The sequence below is a fragment of the Rossellomorea sp. NRS-1567 genome (genome assembly GCF_050467885.1).
GTDB lineage: Bacteria > Bacillota > Bacilli > Bacillales > Bacillaceae_B > Rossellomorea > Rossellomorea aquimaris_C.
Genome location: NZ_JBITPL010000015.1, coordinates 1 through 11,851 on the forward strand (window position 1 = coordinate 1; position 11,851 = coordinate 11,851).

The 11,851-nt window shown below is 40.0% G+C and carries 13 protein-coding genes; 11 read left to right on the forward strand and 2 right to left on the reverse strand.

The window, feature by feature from the left end:
* Window positions 1–113 precede the first annotated feature (113 nt).
* On the reverse strand, window positions 114–1,325 hold the full coding sequence (locus ACIFOD_RS09450; RefSeq protein WP_430314416.1) for a nucleotidyltransferase: 1,212 nt from the start codon (window positions 1,323–1,325) through the stop codon (window positions 114–116).
* A gap of 239 nt (window positions 1,326–1,564) precedes the next feature.
* Between ACIFOD_RS09450 and ACIFOD_RS09455 the strand changes: the two genes are divergently transcribed.
* The 4 genes from ACIFOD_RS09455 to ACIFOD_RS09470 all read left to right on the forward strand — a co-directional run bounded on the left by ACIFOD_RS09455 (window position 1,565) and on the right by ACIFOD_RS09470 (window position 4,001).
* Window positions 1,565–2,107, forward strand: coding sequence for a YceD family protein (locus ACIFOD_RS09455; RefSeq protein ID WP_430314417.1), 543 nt, complete (start codon window positions 1,565–1,567; stop codon window positions 2,105–2,107).
* A 64-nt stretch (window positions 2,108–2,171) separates the two neighbouring features.
* Window positions 2,172–2,345, forward strand: coding sequence for a 50S ribosomal protein L32 (gene rpmF / locus ACIFOD_RS09460; protein WP_044337494.1), 174 nt, complete (start codon window positions 2,172–2,174; stop codon window positions 2,343–2,345).
* Between the two features lie 134 nt (window positions 2,346–2,479).
* Entirely contained in the window at window positions 2,480–3,238 is a 759-nt protein-coding gene (locus ACIFOD_RS09465; RefSeq protein WP_430314418.1) for an enoyl-CoA hydratase/isomerase family protein, read from the forward strand.
* Between the two features lie 139 nt (window positions 3,239–3,377).
* Window positions 3,378–4,001, forward strand: a complete 624-nt coding sequence (locus ACIFOD_RS09470) for an RsfA family transcriptional regulator (protein ID WP_430314419.1) — start codon at window positions 3,378–3,380, stop codon at window positions 3,999–4,001.
* 56 nt (window positions 4,002–4,057) lie between these two features.
* On the opposite strand, the gene ACIFOD_RS09475 is transcribed toward ACIFOD_RS09470, so the two are convergent.
* Window positions 4,058–4,534 (reverse strand): N-acetyltransferase, encoded by a 477-nt coding sequence (locus ACIFOD_RS09475; protein ID WP_113968317.1) that lies wholly within the window; start codon window positions 4,532–4,534, stop codon window positions 4,058–4,060.
* A gap of 231 nt (window positions 4,535–4,765) precedes the next feature.
* Between ACIFOD_RS09475 and ACIFOD_RS09480 the strand changes: the two genes are divergently transcribed.
* The 7 genes from ACIFOD_RS09480 to mraZ all read left to right on the forward strand — a co-directional run bounded on the left by ACIFOD_RS09480 (window position 4,766) and on the right by mraZ (window position 11,847).
* Window positions 4,766–6,115, forward strand: a complete 1,350-nt coding sequence (locus tag ACIFOD_RS09480; RefSeq protein WP_430314420.1) for an acetyl-CoA carboxylase biotin carboxylase subunit — start codon at window positions 4,766–4,768, stop codon at window positions 6,113–6,115.
* Between the two features lie 76 nt (window positions 6,116–6,191).
* A complete protein-coding gene (locus tag ACIFOD_RS09485) occupies window positions 6,192–6,407 on the forward strand; it encodes a biotin/lipoyl-binding carrier protein (protein ID WP_430314421.1) in 216 nt (71 codons plus the stop codon).
* A gap of 85 nt (window positions 6,408–6,492) precedes the next feature.
* Window positions 6,493–8,034, forward strand: a complete 1,542-nt coding sequence (locus ACIFOD_RS09490) for an acyl-CoA carboxylase subunit beta (RefSeq protein WP_430314422.1) — start codon at window positions 6,493–6,495, stop codon at window positions 8,032–8,034.
* A gap of 137 nt (window positions 8,035–8,171) precedes the next feature.
* Window positions 8,172–9,068, forward strand: coding sequence for a 2-dehydropantoate 2-reductase (locus ACIFOD_RS09495; protein WP_430314423.1), 897 nt, complete (start codon window positions 8,172–8,174; stop codon window positions 9,066–9,068).
* A 1-nt stretch (window position 9,069) separates the two neighbouring features.
* Window positions 9,070–9,456 (forward strand): DUF3397 domain-containing protein, encoded by a 387-nt coding sequence (locus tag ACIFOD_RS09500; protein ID WP_430314424.1) that lies wholly within the window; start codon window positions 9,070–9,072, stop codon window positions 9,454–9,456.
* 90 nt (window positions 9,457–9,546) lie between these two features.
* The gene (bshC, locus tag ACIFOD_RS09505) at window positions 9,547–11,166 is read left to right on the forward strand and encodes a bacillithiol biosynthesis cysteine-adding enzyme BshC (RefSeq protein WP_430314425.1); all 1,620 of its coding nucleotides are present in this window, start codon (window positions 9,547–9,549) and stop codon (window positions 11,164–11,166) included.
* Window positions 11,167–11,415: 249 nt separating this feature from the next.
* On the forward strand, window positions 11,416–11,847 hold the full coding sequence (gene mraZ / locus ACIFOD_RS09510) for a division/cell wall cluster transcriptional repressor MraZ (protein WP_113968310.1): 432 nt from the start codon (window positions 11,416–11,418) through the stop codon (window positions 11,845–11,847).
* Window positions 11,848–11,851: the final 4 nt, after the last annotated feature.

Consider the following 11,851-nt stretch of genomic DNA (forward strand, 5'->3'; position numbering starts at 1 on the left):
GAAGCGAAGCTGAGGAGGCTCGGCCGATCGTCCGCGGAAAGCGGAGCAGTTCCCCTCACCATCTAGCACACGCTAATTGACAGAGCCTTGCAGTGAGAAAAGAGCGTTCTATTTTATATGATCACAGGCGGTTGGGACCATTCCTGATGAAGCAATTTTTTTCGGGCTGCGGCATTTTTTAATCCTAATGAAAATATTTCAGCTACTCTGACATCTAATTCTATCTCGCTTTGATTAGCACTTGAAAGTTTACTGATTAAAGGCAAGGGCATCTCTTTTTTCTTAGAATGGATAAATTCCCTTCCCGTTTTATTCATTCCAAGCAGGCGGATATAGCTGGGAGAGATATGTCTGGAACGCATTTCTTCCTTGCGGGTATTTGTTAGAATGTGAAGGAGCATTCGTTGAAGGCGTGTCCATGTATAGCGCTTTGTTTTAAGCTTCTTCATGAATTCCTCAAAGGAAGTCGAGGTTTTAACACACTCCTTCATCCGATTTTCTATCCCTTCTTCTACTTCATATATCTCCTTCAGTTCCTCTTTGGACGACGAAAGAAGCTTATACTGCAAAATCGTCCAATAATTTTCCCAGCGATGGAATCCTCCATACTCGAGTTGGTACTGAGTTAACTGATCAACGGATGTCGAAGGGAGATAAGAATCAATCTTATGATCACCCTCGCTGCTGAATATATTTTTCCTTATGCTTGTTGCACTTGCAATTGAAGGAGAAGAGAAGTGTTGGTCATGGTACCCGGCAGCTTCCCTTGTAATGGTGTACGCTTTAAGTGACGAGTGAATCTGGTTTCTAGCTTCCATATAATGAAATCCCAGTATATTATTCGGTTTACTTAAATCGATAACGGAGTCTCCGTTCCCTAATGTTTGAAAGGCTTTAGCAAGGGCGGAAGGATAGCTCATGCCTTCCCGGATAAACCCACTAATATATGTATTGTATCGCTCCCGATTTGCTTCAATGAATACGACCGTTTTCTCAAAAGTATCAATATCCCCATCCTCGCTGCCGAAACAAAAACTCTCACAGCCTATGGAATCAAGGAGTGAAATGGCTCCCCTCGAAAAAATTTCAGCATGCTGAGTGGCAAAACAATAGGGAAGTTCAATCACGACGTCAACCCCTGCTTCTAAAGCCATTCTGGTGCGGGACCATTTAGAGACCAGGGCAGGCTCACCACGCTGCAGGAAATGCCCACTCATAACCGCAACCACTATATCAGCGCCAGTTGCATTCCTCGTTTCCCTTAAATGATGTAAATGACCATTATGAAAGGGATTATACTCTACTACTACACCTGTTGCTTTCATGAAATTCTCCACATCCTTTCTAAGTCAAAACTATCTGCTATGTAGATCATTATATAAGGAAATGATATAGATTCTCTCCTTTTATGACATAATCATAACTAATATTATAAAATATTTGAAAGTCCTTATATTTAAACGTTATAATTACAACACTATGGTTGTAAAGAGTGTAAAGAAAAAATATTGACAAACGGTATTATGAAAGCTATAATTACCTTTGTTGCCTTGAGGTGATTACATTGAAATGGTCAATAATACAATTACAAAAATTTAGAGACAAGGGACTTTCCATTGACGAAACGACTAATTTGGATGAATTGAAAGAAATTGATCCCCAAATTATAGAAGTCTCACCTATTCGAGTGTCCGGAAAGGCAGATATCGGTTCAAACCGCGTCACTTTCCATCTCCATATAGAAGGAAAGTTAGTATTACCTTGCTCAAGAACCCTTGTGGATGTTGATTTACCAGTTGACATTAATACGATTGAAACGTATCTTCTAAATGAAGCTGATTATGATCAGTATGGGGAAGAGGAAGTACATCGTATTCAAGGTGATGTTATTGATTTAAAACCGGCTATTAGAGAATTACTATTACTTGAGATTCCGATGCAAGTAATCAGTGATGAAGCGAGAGAACAAGATGAGATGCCTTCTGGTAAGAACTGGGAAGTACTGACGGAAGAACAAGCTTATCAAGTCGAACAAGAGGAAGAGAAGAAAGTTGATCCTCGTCTCGCTGACTTAGCAAAACTTCTTGATCAAAACAAGAAATCTTAAAAGCGAAGTACCAGTTCGACTGGCTTCATAATGAGTATGAATCTCTTTTAAGGAGGTGGGAAGAATGGCAGTACCTTTTAGAAGAACATCTAAAACAGCAAAAAGACAACGTCGTACACACTTCAAACTACGTGTACCTGGTATGGTAGCATGCCCAAACTGTGGTGAAATGAAACTAGCACACCGTGTTTGTAAAGAGTGCGGAACGTATAAAGGTAAAGAAGTTGTAAACAAATAATATTGTTTACACCCGAAAAAAGCGTGAAAGAGGCCATGGCTCTTCACGCTTTTTTTATTGTCATTTTTAAGAAATACCTGTTCATCCCATACAGAAAACCATACACTATAAGTAAGACAGGAGGGGTCTTTAAAGTGGGAGAATATATCATACATATGAACAAAGATGGAATACTGCAGTTTATCATCAACCGACCCGAGAAACGGAATGCAGTCAGTTATGAAATTATGGAGGGACTCGAAAAAGCTTTAAATGAGTGTATGTATAATGATCACGTGAAAGCACTCCTAATAACGGGAAGTGGTGATCGGGCTTTTTGCTCCGGTGGGGACTTGACTCAATTTCATAACCTTAAGACAGAGAGTGAAAGTTATGAAATGCTCAGTAAAATGGGAGGACTCATTAAGAGGCTTGCCTTTCTGCCAAAGCCCACGATCGCCTTTATAAATGGAACGGCAATTGGCGGGGGATGTGAGATCGCAACCGCATGTGATTTTAGAATTGCTAAAAGAACTGCGAAAATGGGGTTCGTCCAAGGGAATCTAGCCATTACCACTGGCTGGGGAGGGGGCACCTTACTTCTTGAGAGGATTTCAGTGTCAAATGCGCTTTCACTCCTTATGACAGCCAGGGTAGAAGAAGCAGAATTCCTTCATGATATAGGGTTCGTAGATGAGTTAGTGGATGACATCATGCCAACCCATGAAATTCCCCTCATTAAAATGCTCTCATTGAAATCAGAGGGGGTATTGAAGGCATATAAGCAGCAACTCCTTGAGAGATGGGATAAAAAAAGAGTAGAAGAGAATATCGTGAAGGAAATAAGACAATGTGCTAAGCTCTGGGCAAGTGATGACCACCACGAAGCAGTGGACAAATTCTTTGGAAAATAAGTGAAACATAACAAAAAGGAACAGGTGAAGATTGACTCCCTGTTTCTTTTTGTATGCTTAAAAAAATAGTGGTGCAGATTCTATCTTCTCTAGTAAGAGCATATGTATGGATAAACTGGATCTTACAGGGGGGATGGAAATGTCTTCGAATCGACAGGATGCATGGAGTCAAGATGAAGATGTGTTGTTAGCGGAAGTGGTACTACGTCATATACGAGAGGGCGGTACCCAGCTTCAAGCGTTTGAAGAGGTAGGAAGAAAACTATCAAGAACATCAGCAGCTTGCGGCTTTCGCTGGAACTCATTTGTTCGTAAACAATATAAATCTGGAATCGAACTGGCTAAAAAACAGAGAAAGCAGTCTAAGAAATATTCCCCAATCGTTAAGGCAAACGAGGAAAAGCAGGAAGTGCCGAAACAACAAGTGGAGAGTTCCTCCGAGCTTGAAGTTCCGGAAGTGTTTTCAATGGGAAGCATGATAAATTATCTTCAAAAAGCAGAGGAAGCCGTTCGAAATGGGGAAAAAGTAAGGAATGAAAATACTCAGCTGCATGGACAAATCTCTTTATTGAAAGAGAAGCTTCAAGAGGTTGAAGAGGAGTTGAAAGAATACGAAGCAAAATTTAATCTCCTTGAAGAAGATCATAAGTCATTATTAGCTATTTTTGAAAAAGCAAGGAAAATGGCTCTATTGCAAGGAAATGAAGACAAGGTGAAATTTCAAATGGATAAAAACGGAAACCTTCAGCGGTTGAATAAATGAAGAGAAAAATAGGCTGGCTAAAGAATATCTTTAGCCAGCCTATTTTTGGGTTTGTATTAGCTGATTTTCTGTTCTGTGACACCTTCAGGGAACCATACGTATGGGTTTTCGCCTAAATCTCTTTCCACTTCGTATGTTACGGCTTCGAAGCCCATTTTCTCCCAGAACCCCTGGGATTTGATACGGGAATTTGTTTTAATGGGTAAACCTAAGCTTTTTGCGAATTCTACCAGCATTTTTCCATAGCTTTTGTTTTGATATTTTGGTAATACTTCAAGCTTCCAAAGTTCCAAGTAATTTTGGGGAGGATCGAAGTACTGATCAAATCGGGCATTGCGCTGGTACAAACTCATTCTGGCAACCAGCGTATCGCCAAAGTAAATTCCATAAAATGGTGATTCGCTATCATTTTCAATAATGTTTGCTTGTAAGTCTTCTAGCATGGATAATTCCTGTACACCATATTCTTTAAATTTCTTAAACTCTTCGAGAGTTTTATAGTTTACTTTTAATTTCTCCACTTTCACTGCCATCGTATGACCTCCTAAATTGCTGAAAAATAAATCTGGAAAACATGATGAATCATGTATCCGCTTGCAGCTGATCGTGTGATCAAGCAAGTATTTATTATTATTATATAACAAATAAACAAAAAATTCTGCACTTAATTAAGAAAACGTTTACAATAAAGAAGAAGGAATTCGACGATTTTTGTAGAATTCGTAATATGAACAGATGTGTTCTATAAAGAAAGGGGAGAGATTGTGCAGAAGATTCTAATTGCAAATAGGGGAGAAATTGCTTCAAGAATTATTAAAACCTGTAAACAATTAAACATTCAAACAGTCGCGGTTTATTCCGATGCAGATCAGGATATGCCCTTTGTTAAAGAAGCGGATATTGCTCACCGCATAGGTGAATCACAGGTGAACCGCTCATACTTGGTAGTGGACAATATACTCGATGTAGCGAAAAAGGAAAAAGTGGATGGGATCCATCCCGGATATGGTCTCCTATCAGAAAATGCGGACTTTGCCAGAAGAGTTGCAGAAGAAGGCATCTCCTTTATTGGACCCGCTCATGATATCATCGAAAAGATGGGCGACAAGGTAGAGGCTAGAAGAGTGATGCAAGATGCGTCCGTACCAGTCGTTCCTGGAAGTGATGGAGGAGTGGACACCCTTGATGCTGCCAAGAGTGTAGCAAATGAAATTGGTTATCCTGTTATGTTGAAGGCAAGTGGTGGAGGCGGGGGAATCGGTATGATTCGCTGTGAAAATGAGCAAGCGCTCGTTCAAAGCTTCGATTCTACTAAAAACCGGGCTAAAGCCTATTTCGGGAAAGAGGAAGTCTTTCTTGAGAAATGTATTGAAAATGCGAGACACGTTGAAGTACAAATCTTTGGAGATCATCATGGGAATTTGGTGCATCTTTTTGAGCGTAATTGCTCTGTGCAAAGAAGAAACCAAAAAGTGATAGAAGAATCACCTTCCCCAGGCCTTTCTCAAGAAACGAAGGAGAAAATGTTTGCATCTGCCATCCAAGCTGGTAAAGCAGTAGACTATACGAATGCTGGAACAGTGGAGTTCATCGTTGATGATGAGGAAAATTTTTATTTTTTGGAAATGAATACACGACTTCAAGTTGAACATCCGGTCACTGAATCCATCACGGGATTAGATTTAGTGAAGTGGCAGCTTTTGGTAGCTTCTGGAGAGCCTCTTCCTCTATGCAAACAGGAGGAAATCCATGTAAACGGTCATGCCATTGAGTTCAGGGTATATGCTGAGGATCCAAAGACTTTTTACCCGTCTCCAGGTCAGTTAACGACCTTACGATGGGGTAAAGGGGATGATGTTCGAATAGACAGCGGTTATGAAGAAGGGAATAAAGTCACTCCTTACTATGATCCGATGATCTCTAAATGCATCATCAAAGGAGATGACCGTGAGGACGCGTTACATAAAGCCAAGGTCTTCTTTGAAGGGGTAAACATTGAAGGGGTTAAAACAAATGTCACTCTCTTCAAGGATATCATTGAAGATAGAGGCTTTATTGAAGGAACTTATACAACGAAATGGCTACAGGACTTTTTAACGGCCAACCAAACGTAAGAACAATAAATGCAGGACATTAAGGTAGTGTCTGTAAAGAATTCAACTAAAAGAGAACAAACTGGAGGAATCAATCATGAAGGAAATTACATCATCAATGGCAGGAACGGTTTTAAATGTACTGGTAGAACAAGGTGGAGAAGTGTCTGTTGGAGATACTGTCTTAATGCTTGAATCAATGAAAATGGAAATCCCTGTTGAAGCTGAAACGGGAGGGAAGGTTTCTGAAATTAAAGTGAGTGTAGGGGATTTTGTCAATGAAGGGGATGTATTACTCGTTTTTGAAGGTTAACTCGAGTATGCAGACATTGAGTCAGAGATGGTGTTTTCATCTCTGACTTGTTTACGCATTTACATAAAACGACGGAGGGGATATTATGTCGACATCTAAAACGATCATCAACACTCTCGAACAAACGAGAGAAAGGATTACTTCGGGTGGTCAGCCGAAATATCATGAGAAATTGAAAGAACAGAAAAAGATGTTTGTTCGTGATCGACTTCAACAATTATTTGATAATGGGGATTATCAAGAAGATGGTATGTTTGCAAACAATAAGGCAGAAGATCTGCCGGCGGATGGAGTCGTAACGGCAATCGGAGAGGTTGGAGGCCAGACTGTTTGTGTAATGGCCAATGATTCCACAGTTAAAGCAGGATCATGGGGAGCGAGAACCGTTGAGAAAATCATTCGGATTCAAGAAACCGCGCTGAATTTAAAAGTGCCTATCTTTTATTTAGTAGATTCGGCCGGGGCTCGTATTACCGATCAGTTAGATATGTTCCCTAATCGACGAGGGGCAGGTAAGATCTTTCACAATCAAGTGAAAATGTCAGGAATGGTTCCGCAAATTTGCGTTCTTTTTGGTCCTTCAGCAGCTGGTGGAGCGTATATCCCTGCTTTTTGTGACATAGTGATCATGGTTGATGGGAATGCGTCTATGTACCTTGGTTCTCCTCGAATGGCAGAGAAAGTGATCGGTGAGAAAGTAACGCTTGAAGAAATGGGTGGTGCGAGAATGCACTGCACTGTCAGTGGATGTGGAGATCTTCTTGCAGCATCTGAAGAGGAAGCGATTGAAGAAGCGAAGAGATATTTAAGTTATTTCCCAGCGAATTATCAGCACAAGCCTTCCGTTAAGGAAGGTCTCGCTCCTAAGCATGAGAAGCTGTTAGAAGACATTATCCCGGAACATCAAAATGCACCTTTTAATATGTACGATTGCATCGATACATTAATTGATGAAGGAAGTTTCTTTGAAATGAAAAAACTTTTCGCTCCTGAATTAATCACGGGCTTCGGGCGCATGGATGGTAAAGTGGTCGGGATCATTGCCAATCAGCCGAAGGTAAAGGGAGGAGTCCTTTTCCATGATTCTGCGGACAAGGGGGCGAAATTCATCCAGTTATGTGATGCCTTCCATATTCCGTTATTATTCCTGGCCGATGTGCCTGGGTTTATGATAGGGACAAAAGTGGAGAGAGCCGGGATCATCCGCCATGGAGCAAAGTTGATAGCTGCCATGAGCTCTGCAACGGTTACGAAGATATCTGTCATTGTAAGAAAAGCATATGGCGCGGGTCTATATGCAATGGCAGGTCCAGCTTTTGATCCGGATGTTTGTATTGCCCTCCCTACAGCCCAAATTGCTGTAATGGGACCGGAAGCAGCCGTAAATGCGGTTTATTCAAATAAGATACAAGCTATCGAAGATCCAAAAGAGAGAATTCAATATGTTCAAGAAAAGCAGAAGGAATATAAAGAGCATATTGATATTTATAAATTGGCATCGGAATTAATCGTTGATGAAATTACAGCCCCGAATGAGTTGCGTTCTGTATTAATTCAACGTTATAAACTTTATGAAACGAAAGATGTTCAATTTAGTGAAAGAAAACATCCCGTATATCCTGTTTAAACAAGGTTATGTATGGCTCGTTCCTTTGGGACGGGTCTTTTCTTTCGAGTAAAGGATGATTCATTTAGCCTATGGTTTTCTAGTTGCCGAAAATTTGGTAAACTATTCTTAAAAACATGTACGAGTAAGGAGTCAATATGAAAATAGGAATCATTGGAGGAGGAGCGGTAGGGCTTTTGTTTGCAGGGTATTTGGGCCAAAAGTTTGATGTCACTCTTATTGTAAGGAGAGAGACACAGGTTCAGAGCCTGTTAATGAACGGTATAACTGTACATAATGGAGGCTCTTCATTCACAACGCGAGTCCACTCTGATCTTCTTACAGAAGTTCCCATGAAGTTTGACTTCGTCATTGTGGCAGTGAAGGAATATGATTTAAAACCTCTGGAAAAAGTGTTGGAGCTTATGGATAAGAATCAACCCCTATTATTTCTTCAGAATGGAATTGGACATTTGGAATGGGTGGGATCTTTGCCCCACCACAATTTACTAGCGGGTTCCGTAGAGCATGGCGCTCTGAAAGAAAACGACCACGTGCTCCATCATTTAGGAGTAGGGAAGACAAATCTTGCTTTAATTAAAGGAGAATGGGGAGCTGTAGAAGAATTAGTATCACAGAGTATTCCTTCTTTTCCATTTTTATTAAAACAAGACTTTGAGGAAATGCTCCTAACTAAGTTATTCGTCAATGTACTCATTAACCCTCTGACGGCTTTAACCCGGGTAAGGAACGGGAAGCTGGTTGAGAACCCACATCTTCATCAATTACAAAGGGACTTATTCCAAGAACTGCTTCTCCTATATCCTCATATGGAAAGAATTGTTTCCTTTGAAGGGGTGGTGGAAATTTGCAAAAATACATACGAAAACAGGTCTTCCATGCTAAAAGACATTGAATCTGAAAGGAAAACAGAAATAGAGTCTATCTTAGGCGTTCTTCTGGAAAAAGCACAAAAAGAACACCATTTTGTACCCATCATGAATGTAGTATACAGATTAGTTAAAGGAATTGAACGAGAAGGTCTGGGGGGATAAAATGGCTTCAATTTTTTCGACCATCATTGCCATATTTGTGTTAATCCCATTTTTGGGATATTTCATCAGTTTCATCCTAGCGAAAGAGATCATGAAGAACCATCGGAAAGCCGTTCATCTGGCCATAGATGTTACAACCTTTTTATTAATCGTCTCAGTTCACTTCATCGTCATTGCCATTTGGCAAACCTCATACCTATGGCTGATCTTCCTTATCATTTGCTCCATTGGAGTTCTATTTGCCATCATATACTGGAAAGCAAAGGGTGAGATTCACTACCCTAAGGTGCTGAGAGGTTTCTGGCGACTGAACTTTCTGTTATTCTTTACGGCTTATATAACACTGATGATCACAGGACTGATCCTCCGTATACTGGATTTATACTAGAAAAAACAACAGGCAAGTTTTTTCCTTTTCTTCATGTGGAATGATATACTCATCGTTAGGATATAAAGTGCTAGAAAAGGAGTCATTCAAATGGAAGTGGAAAGCTTAAACATTCCAGCAATAAATAAGTTCGCCTCTCAATACTTAAAACAAGAAGAGCCAGTCACTTCTTTTTTTCACTATAATGTAAACAGTTCTTCCGTCTATACTGACCGGATGAAAGATTTAGCTTCCCGTCAGTTTCAGAGAGAGGATCTTGCAGAATGTATATCTTCTTATATGAAGTCATTGCCGTCATCTGAAAAGGTAGAAGAATCGTTGGGGAAATTGAGAAACGATGCCGTAACCGTCATCGCTGGGCAACAGGCCGGTCTAATGACTGGTCCACTCTACACCATACATAAAATCATTTCGGTCATTCAACTAGCCAGGCAACAGGAAGCTGAGTTAAAGCATCCTGTTGTACCTGTTTTTTGGATTGCGGGTGAAGATCATGATTATCAAGAAGTGAATCATATTTACGTTGAAAAAGGATCCAAGCTTGAAAAGATCGGATATCCGGAGAGAATAACAGAAAAGAAAATGACCTCTCATATTACGTATAAAAAAACAGTCATGAAGAAATGGCTCCATGAAATATTAGTAATACTGGGAGAAACAGAGCATACAAAACAGCTGGCATCCGACCTGACTAAAATGATTGACGAAGAAGAGGATATTGTTCGATTCTTTGCCCATTTCGTGATGAGCTTATTCAAAGATTTCGGATTATTGGTCATCGATTCTGCTTATCCCCTATTAAGGAAGCTTGAATCAAGACATTTTCACCATTTGATTGAAAACAGTCAATCCATCACAGATAAGGTGCTTGAGCAACAAGAAGAAATCCGGAAAAATGGGTATGGAACTCAATTGGACATTTCCCCTTTAGCCGCTAATCTCTTTATCCAGCTTCAGGATGAACGTGCTTTGTTAGAAAGAGAAGGGAATAAGTTCTTTGAGAAAAATAGCGGTAAAGCCTATTCCAATCTTGAACTACTTTCCATTCTGGATGAAAGTCCGGAATCATTCAGCAATAACGTCGTCACTAGACCCATGATGCAAGAATGGTTATTTCCAACACTCGCATTTGTGGCAGGACCTGGCGAAATTGCCTATTGGGGTGAATTGAAAAAAGCCTTTGAATATGTGGACTTGAAAATGCCTCCAGTTGTCCCAAGGTTAAATATAACCATAGTGGAACGAGAAATAGATAAGAGAATCCAAGATCTTCAATTGACTCTGCATGGAGTGATTACAGAAGGAGTTTCTACGGCTCGTGATGCATTTTGGAAATCACTCGAGCGCCCTGATTTAGAGTTTGAAATGAAGGAAATACAGGAAGAACTGCAGCGTAAATATGAAAAGATTCGCGAACAGGCAGTTAGTATTGATCAGGGGTTACATCCGATCATTGATAAGAATCTTGAATTCCACTTGAGTCAATTCGATTATCTACGCAACAAAGTGGACAAAGCCTTGAAGGATAAGAATTCATTAACTTTTAATCAATTCATGAAGGTGGAAAACAGTATCAGGCCAAATGAAGGCCCACAGGAAAGAACGTGGAATGTCCTTTATTTCTTAAACAAATATGGACCTTATTTTGTGAAAGACCTGACACTTCTTGAATTCACATTTGATGGGACTCACAAAGTGGTCTATATCTAATTGAACACTCGTACGATATTATAGTCTCGACAAGCAAAAAAATAAAAGGACCTAATTCGTTTTATATTGCGAATTAGGTCCTTTTTACGTTGTATAAAGACAAATTTCACCTATGGAAAATTGTCTGGAAAAGAGAGAAAAACACTAATGAAAAATAGAGGAAATATTTTGCAAGTAAAGAATTTAGAAAAGAGTGGAGAAAAGTGGGGGGATGTGGTACATTTGTGTTAGAAAGTGGGGGCAGTGCATATGTTCATGGGCGAATATCAACATAACATTGATAATAAAGGCCGTTTAATCGTACCTGCCAAGTTCCGTGATCACCTCGGAGATTCATTTGTCATCACCCGAGGGTTGGATCAATGTTTATTTGGTTATCCCATGGATGAGTGGCGAGCTCTTGAAGACAAGCTCAAAGCCCTACCACTGACAAAAAAAGATGCCCGTGCCTTCACTCGATTCTTCTTCTCGGGAGCAACTGAGAGCGAATTAGATAAAACGGGTAGGGTGAATATTCCTGCTACACTTGTGAATTATGCACAATTAGATAAAGAATGCATTATTTTAGGAGTTTCCAATCGAATTGAGATTTGGAGTAAATCATTATGGGAAGACTATTTCACACAGTCTGAAGATTCATTTGCTGAGCTTGCAGAGAAGATGGTAGGGTTTGATATTTAACCCC

Bases quoted from the DNA above. Each gene is read 5' to 3' on its own strand.
- ACIFOD_RS09490 (WP_430314422.1), top strand. From the start codon at position 6,493: ATGTCGACATCTAAAACGATCATCAACACTCTCGAACAAACGAGAGAA.
- bshC (WP_430314425.1), top strand. From the start codon at position 9,547: ATGGAAGTGGAAAGCTTAAACATTCCAGCAATAAATAAGTTCGCCTCT.
- ACIFOD_RS09500 (WP_430314424.1), top strand. From the start codon at position 9,070: ATGGCTTCAATTTTTTCGACCATCATTGCCATATTTGTGTTAATCCCA.
- ACIFOD_RS09475 (WP_113968317.1), bottom strand. From the start codon at position 4,534: ATGGCAGTGAAAGTGGAGAAATTAAAAGTAAACTATAAAACTCTCGAA.
- rpmF (WP_044337494.1), top strand. From the start codon at position 2,172: ATGGCAGTACCTTTTAGAAGAACATCTAAAACAGCAAAAAGACAACGT.
- ACIFOD_RS09450 (WP_430314416.1), bottom strand. From the start codon at position 1,325: ATGAAAGCAACAGGTGTAGTAGTAGAGTATAATCCCTTTCATAATGGT.
- ACIFOD_RS09470 (WP_430314419.1), top strand. From the start codon at position 3,378: ATGTCTTCGAATCGACAGGATGCATGGAGTCAAGATGAAGATGTGTTG.
- ACIFOD_RS09485 (WP_430314421.1), top strand. From the start codon at position 6,192: ATGAAGGAAATTACATCATCAATGGCAGGAACGGTTTTAAATGTACTG.
- ACIFOD_RS09495 (WP_430314423.1), top strand. From the start codon at position 8,172: ATGAAAATAGGAATCATTGGAGGAGGAGCGGTAGGGCTTTTGTTTGCA.
- mraZ (WP_113968310.1), top strand. From the start codon at position 11,416: ATGTTCATGGGCGAATATCAACATAACATTGATAATAAAGGCCGTTTA.